Origin of the sequence: Leifsonia poae (genome assembly GCF_050632865.1) — a bacterium.
GTDB lineage: Bacteria > Actinomycetota > Actinomycetes > Actinomycetales > Microbacteriaceae > Leifsonia > Leifsonia poae_B.
Genome location: NZ_JBODSA010000004.1, coordinates 108,343 through 123,331, shown reverse-complemented (window position 1 = coordinate 123,331; position 14,989 = coordinate 108,343). Strand labels below are relative to the sequence as shown.

Below are 14,989 nucleotides of genomic sequence, written 5' to 3'. Positions count from 1 at the left end.
CGCGTGCAGCCCACGGGTCAAACGTAGGGGGAGGCCGTTTCCCCGGGGTCACGCCTATGTTTCGAGCATGTTACGCGCACCCCACAGGGGTACTGATCCGAAAAGCGCAGGCCGGGCTCCTTCGGCGAGATTTATGCCAGCATTGCGCCAGAGATTCACCGAGTGTTGCGGGGGAGCGACAAGGTGCAGGCCAATGGTGCGCGCGATCCGGACGCGGAATTCGACCTGATTCAGTCGAAGCTGCTTCCGCCGCGGCTCCGTGCCGGCGTCGTGGAGCGGGAATCCCTCGTGAAGCGCCTCCTGCGTGCGGACGCCGGATCCATCGTGTCCGTGGTCGCTCCTGCCGGGTACGGCAAGTCGACACTCGTGGCGCAATGGGCGCGGCAGGACGACCGGCCGTTCGCGTGGGTATCCGTCGACGAATACGACAACGACCCGAAGGTCTTCCTCACCTATGTCGCTCGGGCTCTGGCGGAGGTGGAACCCGTCCCGCAGCGGGTGTTCGATTCGCTCGCGTCGCCGGGCTCCGCGGTGCTGGGTACGGCGGTGCTCCGGGTGGGCGCCGCTTTCGCGTCCATGCGCACTCCTTCCGTGCTGGTGCTCGACGATGTCCACCTGCTGCAGAACAGCGAGTGCCGGTTGGCCGTGCAGGCGCTCGCCGATCACGTCCCGCCCGGCTCGCAGCTCGTGCTCGTCGGCCGCACCGCGCCGCCTCTCCGCGTGCCCCGGCTGCGAGCCGACGGTCGCCTGGTCGAGATCGGCCGGGCGCATCTGACGATGAGCGTGGAGGAAGCGGAGTTGCTGCTGCGGCGCGCTGAGGTCACGGTCGATGAGGCCCAATTGGACGACCTGTACGTTCGAACCGAGGGCTGGCCGGTGGGCCTGTATCTGGCGGCTCTCTCCCTGCGCGCGGGTGGTGTTCCCGGCAGCTCCACGGAGCAGTTCACCGGGGACGACCTCTATCTCAGCCAATACGTCGAGGCCGAGTTCCTTTCACGTACATCCCGTGCCGAGCGCCTGTTCCTGACCCGCGCGGCAGCGCTGGACCGATTCTCGGCACCGCTCTGCGAGGCCGTCCTCGACGTCCCTGGGGCTGCGGCGAGCCTCGCGGTGCTGGCGGAGTCGAACTCGCTGCTGGTGCCCCTCGACCACCGCGGCCAGTGGTTCCGGTACCACCATCTGTTCCGTGATCTCCTTCGAGCAGAGCTCGAGCGCACGGAACCGAACCTGCTTCCGACCCTTCGGCGGCGCGCAGCCGCGTGGCATGTGGAGCACGACGAGCCGGAAGAAGCGATGGAGTACTCCATGCTGGCCGGTGACGTGGACACGGCTGCCCGGCTCCTCGAGTCCTTGTGGGGTCCGCTCTACCGTCGAGGCCGAATCGCCACCCTCCAGCGGTGGTTCGCCTGGCTCGACGAGCGCGCGGGAATCGAGCGACGGGCGATGAACGCCGTGAACGCGGCCCTTCTGGGGATCACGACCGGGCAGGCAGCTCAGGCGGAACGGTGGACGACGGCCATCGACCGCTGGCAGCAGGAGTCGGCAGGTCCACGGTTCGACGGCTACAGTGCCGCGCTGGCCTCGATCGCTCAGGCCATGACCTGTCGTCACGGGGTCGCCCGGATGCGAGCGGATGCCGATGAGGCGGCCTCCCTGTGGGAAGGGCCCGCCGAGATGCCGAGGACGATTCCCCTGCTGCAGGGCGTCGCACGTGCCCTCGCCGGCGACTCCACGACCGCGGACCGGTACTTCGCCGAGGCGGAGGTCGGCGATCCCGGGCTGCGTTCAGCTGACGTCTACGCCAATACGCTCTGCCAGAGATCGCTGCTCGCCGCCGCGCGGGGTGAGTGGACCGAGGCCCACGACTTCCTCGTCCGCGCACGGGCCGAGCTCCGCGACGCGGGCATCGAGGATTCGTTCGCCGCTGCGTTCGTCGCAGCCCTGCGCTCGCGAACTCTCCTCCACGGTGCGGACAGTGCGGGCGCCCGACGAGAGTTGCGGACAGCGCTCCGCCTGCGGGGACTCCTGACCTACGCGTTGCCGTACCAGGCGCTCCAATGCCGGCTGGCGATCGGCCACGTCGAACTCGCTCTCGACGATGTCGCCGGGGCGCGGACGATCCTGGGAGAGATCGACGACATCCTCCGCCATCGACCGGAGATGGGTACGCTGCTCGACGAGGTCGAGGAGCTGCGCCGGCACGTCGACGCGTTCAGCGAGATCGGCGTCGCGGGCGTCACCTCGTTGACCGCAGCGGAGCTCCGGGTGCTGCCCCTCCTGGCCACGCATCTCACCTACGCCGAGATCGGCGCCGAGCTGTTCCTGTCGAAGAACACGGTGAGAACGCAGGTGTCCTCCATCTTCCGCAAGCTCGACGTCGCCAGCCGGAGCGAGGCCGTGGCACGATCACGACAGCTGGCCCTCCTGGACGGTTGACCGGCGATCAGCGCGACCACGCTGCGCCTGGTCCGCAAGTAGACTCGGCAGGTGCCGCAGAACCCTTCGAACCGCCCCGGCGACATCGCCCCCAGCCGCTATCCGGGGGAACGTCTCGGGCTGCCGGAGGCCGGCCCGCGCTCGGTCGGCCGGCTGGGCCGACGCATCGGGGCGATCGCCGTGGACTGGGCGATCGCGTCGTTCCTGTCGTTCGCGTTCTTCCACTACGACCAGTGGGCGACGCTCGGCCTCTTCGCGCTGCTGCAGATCGTCTTCATCCCGACCATCGGCGGCAGCCTCGGCCACCGCATCTTCGGCATGCGCGTCGTCGCGATCCGCGGTGGTTGGGTCGGCGTCTGGCGCCCGATCGTCCGCACGCTGCTGCTGTGCGTCGTGATCCCGGCGCTCGTCTGGGACTCCGACCAGCGCGGCTTCCACGACAAGGTCGCGGGAACCATCCTCATCCGCGCCTGAGCGCAGGTTATCCACAGCTTGGGCTCTGCCCGGTTCTCGCTTCCTTCTCCGTCCTAGCCTGATGACGTGGCTCAGGACAGCAGGGAGGAACGATGGGAGGCAGGCGCCCGCATCCGGACAAGCACATTGAGGACACAATGCGGCGCTGTGAGAGACAGGGCTGGGTCTTCTCCAAAGGCCGGAAATACTACAAAGGCCGGTGCCCGTGCGGCCTTCACCTCAAGACCGTTCATCTCACCCCGAACCGGGCGTACCTGCTCAATCTTCGGCGATACTTCACACGGTTAGACTGCTGGCAAGGGGAGGACCGGCTATGAACGACGCTTTTCATCTCGAGGTCGTGGTCGCGGCAGACGTCGCGGGCCCGAAGGATTTCGAGTCCCTATTCGACGCGGTCGCCGAAGCCTTCTTCGACTGCGACGGCCTCCAGAATGCCGACGTCTCTGCCGACTTGCGAGCGCACACACTGACGTTCGAAATGGACGTCGAGGGAGGCAGGGAGGCGGACGCGCTCGAACGCGCGCTTGCTGCCGTCCGGACGACCCTTCACGCAGCGGGCGGAGCTACGCCCGGCTGGGAGCGGCATTTCCGGATGCTCCGACAGACGGTCGAAGCATCGGCCGCGCCCTTTCAGGCCTAGCCGAACGCCCCGCTCAGCGGGCCCGCTGCGCGCGGACCTTCATCGGGTCGATGCCCTTCGGGATCGGCATCTGATTCTCCATCGACTGGAGGCGGTTGCTGATCGCCAGGACCTCGGCCTTGGTCAGGGTCGGCTTGATCTTGGCGAGGGTGCGCGGCACCTTGTGCAGCGGCACCGAGTCGGCGTCGGGGCCGACGCTGATGATCGTGACCGGGACGTTCGGGAGGACGCGGTTGACCTTGCGGCGCTCCTCGTCGACCATGCGCTTGGTGCGGGTCGCCGGGCCCTCGCTGATCAGTACGACACCGCCGCGCCCGGTCGCCCGGTAGACCGCATCCTGCGTCTTGCCGTTGACCGCGACCGGCATCTCGGAGCCGCGCCAGCTGCGCTTGAGCGATGACCTTAGCACGGCGCCGACCGCGCCCGGCTGGCCCTCGATCTGCGAGTACGCCGCGCGTTCGGCACGGCGGCCGAGGATGATCAGCGCGATCAGGACGCCCGCGAGTACGCCGGCGAGGATCCAGAGCACCATCGTGAAGATGTTGCCGCCCGACAGGAAGACCGCGAGCAGCACGCCGAGGATGATCGGCAGGACAGCCCCGAGGACGATGTAGAGGACCGCGCGGTCGTCGTAGCGACGGGTCATCTGGAAGACCTGCCACATCTGCTTCAGACGGCCGGGCTCCTTGGTGGACTTGTCCTTTGCCATAGCTCCAAGGATACCGGCTCGGCGGTGTTCCAGATGACCCGTTCGCTGCTGGGGGAGACCTCTCAGGAGACGGCCTGCGCGAAGCCGAGGGAGGCGTCCGCCAGGTGCCGCAGGTGGTCCGGTACCGGCCGCCCCTTCGCCTGCATCGACTGCGCCCACAGCCGCCCGGCGCGGTACGACGAGCGCACCAGCGGGCCGGCCAGGACCCCGAGGAACCCTATATGCTCGGCCTCCTCCTTGAGCTCCACGAACTCGTCCGGATGCACCCACCGCGCGACCGGCAGGTGCCGCGGACTGGGCCGCAGGTACTGCGTGATCGTGATGATATCCGTCCCCGCATCGTGAAGGTCCTGGAGCGCGGTGCTGATCTCGTGCCGCTCCTCGCCCATCCCGAGGATGAGGTTGGACTTCGTGATGAGGCCGGCGTCGCGTCCCTGGGTCAGCACGTCGAGCGAGCGCTCGTAGCGGAACGCCGGCCGGATGCGCTTGAAGATGCGCGGGACCGTCTCCACGTTGTGCGCGAACACCTCCGGGCGCGCGGAGAACACCTCGGCGAGGTGCCGCTGGTTGCCGGAGAAGTCGGGCACCAGGATCTCGACCCCGGTGCCGGGCGACTGGCGGTGGATCTCGCGGATCGTCTCCGCGTACAGCCACGAGCCCTCGTCCTCCAGGTCGTCGCGGGCGACGCCGGTCACCGTGGCGTAGCGCAGGCCCATCCGCTCGACGGATTCGCCGACGCGGCGCGGCTCGTCGCGGTCGAAGTCGGCGGGCTTGCCGGTGTCGATCTGGCAGAAGTCGCAGCGGCGCGTGCACTGGGAGCCGCCGATGAGGAACGTCGCCTCCCGGTCCTCCCAGCACTCGTAGATGTTCGGGCAGCCGGCCTCCTGGCAGACGGTGTGCAGCTCCTCCGACTTGACCAGGCTCTGCAGCTGCCGGTACTCCGGCCCCATCTTCGCCTTGGTCTTGATCCACTCGGGCTTGCGCTCGATCGGCGTCTGGGCGTTGCGGACCTCGAGGCGCAGCATCCGGCGCCCCTCGGGTGCGGCGCTCACGCGACGGCCCCGGCGGGGGTGAACTCGAGGTCGAAGGCGTCCTGGACCAGCGGCGCGACGTCCTGCGGGGTGACGGTGCGGCCCAGGACGCGCGAGATCGTGGTGACCCCGGCGTCGCGGATGCCGCACGCGACGATCCGGTCGTAGGCGTCGAGGCTGTTCGAGCAGTTCAGCGCGAAGCCGTGCATCGTGACGCCCTCCGCGACGCGGATGCCGATGGCGGCGATCTTCTCGTCGCGGGTGGCTCCGGGATTGTGCTCGGGGAGCATCCACACGCCAGAGCGGCCCTCGACCTGCACGCCGGTCACGCCGACGCGGGCGAGCACGTCGATGAGGACGCGCTCGAGCGCACGGACGTAGCCGACGACGTCGATGGGATCGTGGAGACGGAGGATCGGGTACCCCACGAGCTGCCCCGGCCCGTGCCAGGTGATCTTGCCGCCGCGGTCGACGTCGACGACGGGGTTCCGTCGGTCGGACGCTCGTCCGGTGCGGTGCGCTTGCCGGCGGTGTACACCGGCGAGTGCTCGAGGAGGATGACGGTGTCTGGCGCCCGGCCTGCGACGACGGCGGCGTGCAGGGCACGCTGCTGCTGAAGGGCCTCGAGATACGGCACGGAGTTGGCGCTTAGCCCCGTGACGTCATACGTGGTCACGGGGTCAGTCTATGCGCGGATGCGGCGGGAGTCGTCCACAGGCGGAGGTCGGGTCGGGTTATCCACGGATGTGGGCCTGGTGGGGGTCGGCGGTTGCGCGGTCGAGTGGGATGGAGTCGTGATCAGAACCGCGCGCTCTTCCCGTTCATCGTCGGCCGACCTGTCCGAAGCTTTGCGCGCTGCTGTGCAGCTCGCAAAGGCGGAAGGGTGGGAGGTCGAACTCTCCTGTCCTGCACCGGGTGGCGGTGCCGAGGCGCGCGTGATGGTGACCGGAGCGGTGTCGGGGCGGCGATGCCTGCTCCGCGTGCGCGAGCGACGGGGCCCGGAACCGGTGGATGCCGCGGCCCGCGAGAACGCGGCGTCGGAGCACGTGGTCGGCGTCGTGCGGCGGCTCGGTGACCGCCGCGTCCGCGGGCGCGACTGGGAGGCCGTGCTGTTTCCGTATCCCGAAGGCGGCGACCTTTCGGGACGGATGACGCAGGGTGATGGCCTTCGCGGCGGTGAGGCGGCGACTGTCCTGCTCGGCGTCGCCGATGGTGTTGCGGCGCTGCATCGCGCCGGCTGGGCTCGGCCGGGGCTGAGTCCGAGCGACATCGTGTTCGGCGCGGACGGCTGTCCGGCGCTCGACGGTTTGGATGAGGTGGTGCCGTACGACCCGGAGACGGCGGTCGCGGATGCGGAGGCGTACTACGAACTCGCGCGGACGGTGTGCCTCCGTGTGACCGACGGTACGGGGATGACGCTTCTGGGCGCGGTCGAGAGCGGGCTTCGGCAGGGGACGTGGGAGCACGTGGAGGCGTCGGTGTTGGCGGCGGTGGCGCCGGAGCCCGTGCGGCTGCCGGGGTCAGTCGGCCTGCTTGAGCCCGGCAGCCTGCTGGACCGTGTGGGCCCGCGTGCGCGGGGAGCCTGGTGGACCGAGGGAGCCTGCTGGACCGAGGGAGCCTGCGGTCGCGGGGGAGCCTGCTGGACCGAGGGAGCCTGCGATCGCGGGGGAGCGATGGTGTCGCGGGCGCGACGATGCGTCGTGGGGCGGCTGGACGGAGCGGGGTGCGAGACGCCGTGGTGTCGGTGATGAGGTTCCTCGACGGGGAGCCCGTGCGCACGGTCGGCCGGCGGCTCGGCACGTGGGCGCGTCGGCGTCCGGCTGTGGTCGCGGTCGGGGCGGTTCCGCTGGTGGCGGCGGTTGCGCTCGTCGCACTCCTCCCGGCAGCGCCCGCGGAGAGTGCCGGGGCGACGGCCGGGCCGAACGAATCGAGCGCGATAGCGGGCGATTCGCCGGCAACGCCCTCCAGCGCGGCTGCCGCGCGGAGCGGCGCTGACGCAGGGCCGGCCGGTGCAGCTGCTGGGCCGACAGGTGCAGCTGCTGGGCCGACAGGTGCAGCTGCTGGGCCGGCGGGTGCAGCTGCTGGGTCGGCGGGTGCTGCTGGCGGTCCGACGGGTGCGGCTACGTCGACCGGTTCGGCGGCAGATCGGATAGATGCGGCTGCGGCGCCGAGCGGGTCGGGCCTGGCACCGCAGGGCGGTTCAGCGGCCTCGTCAGCGGCGGCGTCGCCGGCACCCGGCGGGATGGACGCGGAAGACCCTGTGGTGGCGGCAGCCGCCGTCCTGGCAGCCCGTCACGCCTGCTTCACGGCGCGGCAACCCTCGCCGACCTGCCTTGCAGGCGTCCTCGATGCCGAGCCCGCCTTCGTCGCCCAGGAGTCCGACGCGCTGAGGCGGACCGGGGCGGCCGACGAGCGCGACTTCGCCGGTGCCTCGCTGAGCCTCATCGAGCGTTGGGGCGACGCGGCGCTGGTCGCCGCGGCACCCGATGTGTCGCGCACCCCGAAAAGCGAACCGGCCTCGCTCCTGCTGGTGAGGAGCGAGGCCGGTTGGCGGCTGCGGGCGGTGTACCCGTGAGCGGATCAGAGTCCGAGGTTGCCCTCGAAGTTGCCGCCCTCGAGACGGTTCTTGACCGCGACGAGGAAGCGGGCCGCGTCGGCGCCGTCCACGATGCGGTGGTCGTACGAGAGGGCCAGGTACACCGTCGAGCGGATCGCGATCGAGTCCGAACCGTCCGCCGAGACCACGACCGGCTTCTTCGTCACGATGCCCGTGCCGAGGATGGCGACCTGCGGGAGGAAGACCAGCGGGGTGTCGAACAGCGCGCCACGCGAACCGGTGTTCGTGACCGTGAACGTTCCGCCCGCGAGCTCGTCGGGCTTGAGGCGGTTGTCGCGGGTGCGCTCGGCGAGGTCGGCGATCTCCTTCGCCAGGGTGGCGAGGTCGAGCTCCGACGCGTTGCGCACCACGGGGGTGAGCAGGCCGCGCTCGGTGTCGACGGCGATCGAGATGTTCTCGTGGTCCGGGTAGACGATGCTGTCGCCGTCGACCGTGGCGTTGATAACGGGGTACGTCTTCAGCGCCTCCGCAGCGGCCAGGGTGAAGAACGGCAGGAACGAGAGCTTCACGCCGGTCTTCGCCAGGAAGTCACCCTTCACGCGGTCGCGGAACGCGGCCACCTTGGTGACGTCCACCTCCACGACGGTGGTCAGCTGCGCGGTCGACTGCATCGAGACGACGGCGCGCTCGGCGACGACCTTGCGCAGGCGCGACATCGGCTGCGTGGTGCCGCGCAGCGGCGAGACCTCGGGAGCCGGAGCGGCCGCAGCAGGAGCAGCGGACTCGGACGCGGCAGGAGCGGCGGCCTGGAGGATGTCCTCCTTGCGGATGCGCCCGCCGACACCGGTGCCGGTGACGGTCGACAGGTCGACGCCCTGCTCGTTGGCGAGCTTCCGGACGATCGGGGTCACGTACCCGGCGTTGCCGGCATGCGCGCCACCCGACGACGCCGGCGCGGCCGCGGCGGGAGCCGCAGCAGCGGGGGCCGGGGCGGCGGGCTGGGCCGGCGCGGCGGGAGCCGGAGCGGCGGGCTGGGCCGGGGCCTGCTGAGCGGGAGCGGCCTGCTGGGCCGGAGCCTCCTGCGCCGGAGCGGCAGGCTGGGCCGGGGCCTGCTGAGCGGGAGCGGCCTGGGGGGCCTCCTGTGCCGGGGCGGCCTGCGGGGCCTCCTGAGCAGGAGCGGCCTGCGGGGCCTCCTGCGTCGGAGCAGCCTGCGGCGCAGCCTCGGCAGGCGCGGCCTCAGCCGGCGCAGCCTCGGCGGGCGCGGCCTCGGCGGGCGCGGCCTCGGCCGGGGCGGCCTCGGCAGCCGGAGCGGCGGGGGCCTCGGCACCTGCGCCGGAGCCGTCACCGATGGTCACGAGCGGGGTGCCCACCTCGACCGTCTCGTCCTCCTGCACCAGGATCGCCTCGACGACGCCGGCGACCGGCGACGGGATCTCGGTGTCGACCTTGTCGGTCGAGACTTCGAGCAGGGGCTCGTCCACCTCGACACGGTCGCCAACGTTCTTCAGCCAGCGGGTGACCGTGCCTTCCGTGACGCTCTCGCCGAGCGCTGGGAGGCTGACGGATTCGCTCATGAGCTTTTCTCCTTCAAACCTGATCGTTCAGTAGCTTATTGCAGCCGGGTCCGCCCGCGGCGGACCCGGCTGGTCGTCCTAGAGGGTGTGCAGCGGCTTGCCCGCGAGGTACAGGAAGGCCTCGCCGAGCGACTCGTTCTGCGTCGGGTGCGCGTGGATGAGCGGCGCGATGTCCTCGGGGTACGCCTCCCAGTTCACGGCCAGCTGCGCCTCGCCGATGAGCTCGCCGACGCGGGCTCCGATCATGTGCACGCCGAGCACGGGGCCGTCGTTGAGGCGGACGACCTTCACGCTGCCGTTGGTGCCGATGATCTCGCTGCGGGCGTTGCCCGCGAGGCTGTAGTCGTAGCTGCTCACCGCGTCGGCGCCATACTTCTCGGCCGCCTTCGCCTCGGTGAGGCCGATCGACGCGACCTCGGGGTCGCAGTAGGTCACCTTGGGGATGTTGACGTCCGGGACGACGATCGGGTTGAGGCCCGCGATCTCCTCCGCGACGAAGATGCCCTGCTGGAAGCCGCGGTGCGCGAGCTGCAGGCCCGGGACGATGTCGCCGACGGCGTAGACGCCGGGGATGTTGGTGTGCAGGCGCTCGTCCGTGATGACGAAGCCGCGGTCCATGGTGACGCCGACCTCGTCGAAGCCGAGGCCCTGCGTGAGCGGGCCGCGGCCGACGGCGACGAGAAGGAGGTCGGCCTCGATGGTGTTGCCGTTCTCGAGGGTGACGACCACGCCGTTCTCGTTCTGGGTGACGCCCTGGAAGCGCACGCCCAGGCTGTAGTCGATGCCACGGCGGCGGAACGCGCGCTCGAGCGACTTGCTGATCGACTCGTCCTCGTTCGGGACCAGGTGGGGGAGCGCTTCGATGATCGTGACGTCGGAGCCGAACGACTTCCAGACGCTCGCGAACTCGACGCCGATGACGCCGCCGCCGAGGACCGCGACCTTCTTGGGCACGAAGTCCAGCTCGAGAGCCTGCTCGCTGGTGATCACGCGGCCGCCGATCTCGAGGCCCGGAAGCGAGCGCGAGTAGGAGCCGGTGGCGAGGATGATGTTCTTGCCGACGATGGTGTCCTCGCCGACCTGCACGGTCGTCGGGGAGGTCAGACGACCCTCGCCCTCGATGACAGTGATGCCGCGGGCCTTCACGAGACCCTGGAGGCCCTTGTACTTCTTGGCGACGATGCCCTGGCGGTACTGGGTGACGCCGTTGATGTCGACACCCTGCAGCTCGGTGACGATGCCGTACTTCGCCGACTCGCGCGAGTAGTCCGCGATCTCTGCCGCGTGGAGCAGCGCCTTCGTCGGGACGCAGCCGCGGTGCAGGCAGGTACCTCCGACCTTGTCCTTCTCGATCATGCCGACGGTGAAACCGAGCTCGGCCGCACGCAGCGCTGCTGCGTAGCCTCCACTCCCACCGCCGAGCACCACAATGTCAAAGTTCTGCTCAGACACCCAGCTACTCCCTCGCGCATCAGATCATGTGACACGAAGCCGCCCAGAGGGGATGGCTCCGGGAGGCGTGTTGATAGGCGGGTTTTCCCGCCCATACGACCCTACTACTTCCCGGAAAAGCTCTCGGCCAGACGGATGAGCGCCCGTACGCTGACGGCGGACGGTCCCTTGCCGGTGAAGCCGTACGGCGCTGCCGGGCTCTTCGCGGGACCCGCGATGTCCAGGTGCGCCCAGGGGATGCGCGGCGCGTCGTCCGCGTCGCCGGTGCGTCCGATGAACTCCTGGAGGAAGACGCCGGCCAGCAGGGCGCCGCCGGCGGTGTTCCCCGGGTTGGCGTTCGCGATGTCGGCGACGTCCGAGTTGATCGTGGCGCGGAGCTCGCCGGGCAGCGGCATCGGCCAGAGCAGTTCGCCGGTCTCCTTGCCCGCGGTGAGCACGTCGTCCACGAGGTCGTCTGAGCAGCCCATGACGGCGGCGTAGCGGGTGCCGAGCGCGACCATCGCGGCGCCGGTCAGGGTGGCGACGTCGACGATCGCGTCCGGCTGCTCCTCGCTCGCGGCCACCAGGCCGTCGGCGAGTACGAGGCGGCCCTCGGCGTCGGTGTTCAGAACCTCGACGGTGCGACCGCCGCGGATGCGCAGCACGTCGTTCGGGCGGATGGCGGAGCCGGACGGCATGTTCTCGGCCAGGCACAGCCAGGCGGTGACCTTCACGGGCAGCGCCAGGCGGGCGGCAGCGAGGGCCACGGCCAGCACAGTCGCGGCGCCGGTCATGTCGTACTTCATGCCGACCATGCCGGTGGCGGGCTTGAGCGACAGGCCGCCGGAGTCGAAGGTGATGCCCTTGCCGACCAGGGCGAGGTGGCGGTAGGCGCCCTCAGGTGCGTAGGTGACCTTCACCAGGCGCGGCGGACGGGTGGAGCCCTGGCCGACGCCCAGGATGCCGCCGAAGCCGTCGGCGGCGAGCTCCTGCTCGTCCCACACCTTCACGGTGACGGGGAGACCGGAGGCGGCGGAGGCGGCACGCTCGGCGAACGTCTCGGGGTAGAGATCGAGAGGAGGGGTGTTGACCAGGTCCTTGACCAGGGACGCGGCCTCGGCGACGGCGGTCGCCCGAGCGGCCAGCGCATCGGCGTCGACCGATGCGGCGTTGGCCGGCGCGGCGTCGCCCGTAGCGGCGTCGTCCGCGGCGGCGAGGCCCCCGCCCAGCACCTCGATCGACGCGACCGGGTCCTTCGTCGCCGCGCGGCTCTTCTCGCGGTACTCCGTGAAGGCGTAGGCGCCCAGCGCCGCGCCCTCGGCGACCGCGCCGAGCTGCGCCTCGTCCGCGGCCGGCAGGTCCAGCGCCACCGCGTTCGTGCCGGCGAGCTGGCGCACCGCGCTGCCCGCGGCGTACCGCACGGCGTCCACGCCGTCCTCGGGAAGCCCGATCACCGCCAGCGAGGGTCCGTCACCCAGACCCGGGAGCCGTACGAGCTCGTCCTTGCCGCCCGCGAAGCCGACCTCGCGCAGCTGCTGGGCCAGCTCGTCCCGGCGCTCGCCGGAGAGCACGGAGACGCCGTCGCGTCCGTTCCGGGCGGCCACGACGAGCACATCGGCGGACGCGGTGGGGGTGGAGGAGAGGGTCACGGTCAGCGCGGGAACGGTCATGAGTCGACCCTAACGCGGTGTTCGCTGTGGGCGTTCCCGGCAGCGGTCACAGACAGGTTCGCGGGCCGGGGTCCGCTCTAGAGTTGAGGTATGCGAGACCCCCGTCGACTGTTCGAGCTCAACCCGGCGCTCCAGGTGCCGGAGGGCCTGCCGCTGGTCGCGGGCCTCACCGGCTTCGCCGACGCGGGGTCCGGGGTCAGCCAGCTCGGCACCTATCTTCTCGGCACGCTCGACAGCGAGGTCGTCGCCACCTTCGACGCCGACATCCTGCTCGACTACCGCGCGCGCCGTCCGATCATCTACTTCGACCAGGACCACCTGACCGACTACCAGCCGGCCACGCTCAAGCTCTACCTCGCCTACGACGAGCTCCGCCAGCCGTTCCTCCTGCTCTCCGGCTTCGAGCCCGACTTCCGCTGGGAGGCCTTCACGGATGCCGTGCTCGGCCTCATCGAGCAGTTCAAGGTGAAGAGCATCACCTGGGTCCACTCGATCCCCATGCCCGTCCCGCACACGCGCCCTATCGGCGTCACCGTGAGCGGCAACCGGCAAGACCTCATCGACTCCATGTCCATCTGGAAGCCGCACACGCAGGTCCCCGCCAACGCGCTGCACCTGCTCGAGTACCGACTCCAGCAGCTGTCGTACCCGATCGCCGGCTTCATCCTGCTCATCCCGCACTACCTCGCCGACACCGAGTACCCGGCCGCTGCCGTCGCCGCGCTCGACTCGATCAGCGCGGCCACCGGCCTGATCTTCCCGACCGACCGGCTCCGTCAGGAGGACCGCGACTTCATCGCCAACATCGACGAGCAGGTCGCGGGCAACACCGAGCTCGGCCGGCTGGTCGGCACGCTGGAGGAGCGGCACGACTCCTACATGGAGGACACGCAGCTGCGCTCGCCGCTGACCGACAGCGACGGCGAGCTCCCGACCGCCGACGAGATCGCCGCAGAACTCGAGAACTTCCTCGCCTTCCGCCGCCACGGCGACGAGGAGAACGGCCGCGGCGACCGCTGAGCGCACACGCGCATTCCACTCCGGCGAGGCACATGCATAGCCGGGCGTAGGATTATCTGGTGAATTCGCGTCGCTCCTGGTTCGTCTACGGGATCGGCGTCTTCGCCTACCTCATCGCCGTCATGCAGCGCACCACGATCGGTGTCGCGGGCGTGGCGGCGACCGAGCGCTTTCACGTCTCTGCGTCCGTCCTGTCGACGCTGGCCGTGGTGCAGCTGATCGTCTACGCCGGCATGCAGGTGCCCGTCGGCGTGCTGATCGACCGGATCGGCTCGCGCGTCCTCATGCTCACCGGCACCGCTCTCATGGTCGTCGGCCAGGTCGCCGTCGCGTACGCGCCGACCATCGCCATCGCCATCGCCGGACGCATCCTGGTCGGGGCGGGGGACGCCACCGTCTTCACCTCGCTCATGCGGCTGGTGAACTCCTGGTTCCGCGGGCGGATCGTGCCGCAGCTGTCGCAGTGGATCGGCAATGTCGGCCAGCTGGGCCAGGTGCTGTCCGCCGTGCCGTTCGCACTCCTGCTGCACCTCTCGGGCTGGACGGTCGCCTTCCTCTCCGCCGCCTCCCTCTCGGTCGTCGCGCTGATCGGCATCGTCGTCGGCGTCACCGATCGCCCGGTCGGTGCGAGCGAGGGGCCCCGGCCGGCGACGTGGTCCGATTCCCTCCGCCAGCTCCGGATCAGCCTCGCGCGGCCCGGCACGCAGCTCGGCTTCTGGTCGCACTTCGTGACTCAGTCGTCCGGCACCGTGTTCAGCCTGATGTGGGGCATCCCGTTCCTGGTCTTCGCGATCGGCATCCAGCCCGCGGCCGCCTCCGCGCTGCTCACAGTGCTCGTCGGCGCGGGCCTCATCTCCGGGCCCATCCTCGGCATCCTGACCGCGCGTTACCCGCTGCGGCGCAGCAACCTGGTCCTCGGGATCGTCGCCCTGATGGCCGCGGCGTGGACGCTCGTGCTGCTCTGGCCGGGGCAACCCCGTTCTGGACCATCGTCGTGCTGATCGCGGCGATCGGGATCGGCGGCCCGGGCTCGTTGATCGGGTTCGACTTCGCCCGCACCTTCAACCCGCTGCACAGCCTGGGATCGGCGAACGGCATCGTGAACGTCGGCGGCTTCCTCGCCAGCTTCGTGATGATGTTCCTGATCGGCGTGGCGCTCGACGTGCAGGCCCATAGCGACGCGGATGCCGAGCTCTACCAGCTGGACCACTTCCGCTGGGCGTTCGCCATCCAGTACGTCATCGTGGGCATCGGCGTGGTCTTCCTGGTGCGCGCGCGCCGCCGAACACGCCGCCGTCTCCGCGAGGAAGAGGGAATAGAAGTAGCCCCTCTCTGGGTTGCACTCGTAGGAGCGTGGAGGAGGCGCGGCGGGCACGAAGCGCTGTAAGGCTCTTGTATTTGCCGAAGAAAGGCACTACGTGGTCGGGGGCGCACGCGGAACGTGCAA

Annotated in this window: 14 protein-coding genes and 1 pseudogene; 9 read left to right on the top strand and 6 right to left on the bottom strand. The window is 70.3% G+C overall.

The window, feature by feature from the left end:
* Nucleotides 1-162 precede the first annotated feature (162 nt).
* From ACRAWB_RS18210 to ACRAWB_RS18200, 3 genes are all read left to right on the top strand, one after another.
* Nucleotides 163-2,436, top strand: coding sequence for a LuxR C-terminal-related transcriptional regulator (locus ACRAWB_RS18210; RefSeq protein WP_431354643.1), 2,274 nt, complete (start codon nucleotides 163-165; stop codon nucleotides 2,434-2,436).
* Nucleotides 2,437-2,487: 51 nt separating this feature from the next.
* Entirely contained in the window at nucleotides 2,488-2,910 is a 423-nt protein-coding gene (locus ACRAWB_RS18205) for an RDD family protein (RefSeq protein WP_431354642.1), read from the top strand.
* 313 nt (nucleotides 2,911-3,223) lie between these two features.
* On the top strand, nucleotides 3,224-3,550 hold the full coding sequence (locus ACRAWB_RS18200; RefSeq protein WP_431354641.1) for a hypothetical protein: 327 nt from the start codon (nucleotides 3,224-3,226) through the stop codon (nucleotides 3,548-3,550).
* 13 nt (nucleotides 3,551-3,563) lie between these two features.
* Here ACRAWB_RS18200 and ACRAWB_RS18195 read toward each other — a convergent pair whose 3' ends face one another.
* The 3 genes and pseudogenes from ACRAWB_RS18195 to lipB form a co-directional block, all read right to left on the bottom strand.
* Entirely contained in the window at nucleotides 3,564-4,259 is a 696-nt protein-coding gene (locus ACRAWB_RS18195; RefSeq protein ID WP_363804663.1) for a DUF4191 domain-containing protein, read from the bottom strand.
* 62 nt (nucleotides 4,260-4,321) lie between these two features.
* On the bottom strand, nucleotides 4,322-5,311 hold the full coding sequence (gene lipA, locus ACRAWB_RS18190) for a lipoyl synthase (RefSeq protein WP_431354640.1): 990 nt from the start codon (nucleotides 5,309-5,311) through the stop codon (nucleotides 4,322-4,324).
* Nucleotides 5,308-5,793, bottom strand: a pseudogene (gene lipB, locus ACRAWB_RS18185) (lipoyl(octanoyl) transferase LipB); the annotation flags it as partial. The gene lipA and the pseudogene lipB, both read right to left, overlap by 4 nt.
* 435 nt (nucleotides 5,794-6,228) lie before the next feature.
* Here lipB and ACRAWB_RS18180 point away from each other — a divergent pair.
* The 3 genes from ACRAWB_RS18180 (at nucleotide 6,229) to ACRAWB_RS18170 (ending at nucleotide 7,865) form a co-directional block, all read left to right on the top strand.
* Nucleotides 6,229-7,038, top strand: a complete 810-nt coding sequence (locus ACRAWB_RS18180; protein ID WP_431354639.1) for a hypothetical protein — start codon at nucleotides 6,229-6,231, stop codon at nucleotides 7,036-7,038.
* A gap of 261 nt (nucleotides 7,039-7,299) precedes the next feature.
* On the top strand, nucleotides 7,300-7,443 hold the full coding sequence (locus ACRAWB_RS18175) for a hypothetical protein (RefSeq protein ID WP_431354638.1): 144 nt from the start codon (nucleotides 7,300-7,302) through the stop codon (nucleotides 7,441-7,443).
* 89 nt (nucleotides 7,444-7,532) lie between these two features.
* Nucleotides 7,533-7,865: a hypothetical protein gene (locus tag ACRAWB_RS18170; RefSeq protein WP_431354637.1), complete on the top strand. Its 333-nt coding sequence runs from the start codon at nucleotides 7,533-7,535 to the stop codon at nucleotides 7,863-7,865.
* 5 nt (nucleotides 7,866-7,870) lie between these two features.
* Here the strand turns inward: ACRAWB_RS18170 and sucB are convergent, their stop codons facing one another.
* The 3 genes from sucB to ACRAWB_RS18155 form a co-directional block, all read right to left on the bottom strand.
* Nucleotides 7,871-9,421 carry a 2-oxoglutarate dehydrogenase, E2 component, dihydrolipoamide succinyltransferase gene (gene sucB / locus ACRAWB_RS18165; RefSeq protein WP_431354636.1) on the bottom strand — a complete coding sequence of 517 codons (1,551 nt, stop codon included), beginning with the start codon at nucleotides 9,419-9,421 and terminating at the stop codon, nucleotides 7,871-7,873.
* Nucleotides 9,422-9,499: 78 nt separating this feature from the next.
* A complete protein-coding gene (lpdA, locus tag ACRAWB_RS18160; protein WP_431354635.1) occupies nucleotides 9,500-10,873 on the bottom strand; it encodes a dihydrolipoyl dehydrogenase in 1,374 nt (457 codons plus the stop codon).
* Nucleotides 10,874-10,977: 104 nt separating this feature from the next.
* Nucleotides 10,978-12,522 carry a leucyl aminopeptidase gene (locus ACRAWB_RS18155; protein ID WP_431354634.1) on the bottom strand — a complete coding sequence of 515 codons (1,545 nt, stop codon included), beginning with the start codon at nucleotides 12,520-12,522 and terminating at the stop codon, nucleotides 10,978-10,980.
* 90 nt (nucleotides 12,523-12,612) lie between these two features.
* On the opposite strand from ACRAWB_RS18155, the gene ACRAWB_RS18150 reads away from it, so the two are divergent.
* Genes ACRAWB_RS18150 through ACRAWB_RS18140 form a run of 3 tightly spaced genes read left to right on the top strand, consistent with a single transcriptional unit; the run spans nucleotide 12,613 to nucleotide 14,929 of the window.
* Nucleotides 12,613-13,542 carry a proteasome assembly chaperone family protein gene (locus ACRAWB_RS18150; protein WP_431354633.1) on the top strand — a complete coding sequence of 310 codons (930 nt, stop codon included), beginning with the start codon at nucleotides 12,613-12,615 and terminating at the stop codon, nucleotides 13,540-13,542.
* A 59-nt stretch (nucleotides 13,543-13,601) separates the two neighbouring features.
* The gene (locus tag ACRAWB_RS18145) at nucleotides 13,602-14,543 is read left to right on the top strand and encodes an MFS transporter (RefSeq protein ID WP_431354632.1); all 942 of its coding nucleotides are present in this window, start codon (nucleotides 13,602-13,604) and stop codon (nucleotides 14,541-14,543) included.
* The gene (locus ACRAWB_RS18140; RefSeq protein ID WP_431354631.1) at nucleotides 14,486-14,929 is read left to right on the top strand and encodes a hypothetical protein; all 444 of its coding nucleotides are present in this window, start codon (nucleotides 14,486-14,488) and stop codon (nucleotides 14,927-14,929) included. Before ACRAWB_RS18145 ends, ACRAWB_RS18140 begins: the two co-directional genes overlap by 58 nt.
* The last annotated feature ends 60 nt before the right edge of the window (nucleotides 14,930-14,989 follow it).

Bases quoted from the DNA above. Each gene is read 5' to 3' on its own strand.
- ACRAWB_RS18200 (WP_431354641.1), top strand. From the start codon at position 3,224: ATGAACGACGCTTTTCATCTCGAGGTCGTGGTCGCGGCAGACGTCGCG.
- ACRAWB_RS18195 (WP_363804663.1), bottom strand. From the start codon at position 4,259: ATGGCAAAGGACAAGTCCACCAAGGAGCCCGGCCGTCTGAAGCAGATG.
- ACRAWB_RS18180 (WP_431354639.1), top strand. From the start codon at position 6,229: ATGGTGACCGGAGCGGTGTCGGGGCGGCGATGCCTGCTCCGCGTGCGC.
- ACRAWB_RS18170 (WP_431354637.1), top strand. From the start codon at position 7,533: ATGGACGCGGAAGACCCTGTGGTGGCGGCAGCCGCCGTCCTGGCAGCC.
- sucB (WP_431354636.1), bottom strand. From the start codon at position 9,421: ATGAGCGAATCCGTCAGCCTCCCAGCGCTCGGCGAGAGCGTCACGGAA.
- ACRAWB_RS18155 (WP_431354634.1), bottom strand. From the start codon at position 12,522: ATGACCGTTCCCGCGCTGACCGTGACCCTCTCCTCCACCCCCACCGCG.
- ACRAWB_RS18150 (WP_431354633.1), top strand. From the start codon at position 12,613: ATGCGAGACCCCCGTCGACTGTTCGAGCTCAACCCGGCGCTCCAGGTG.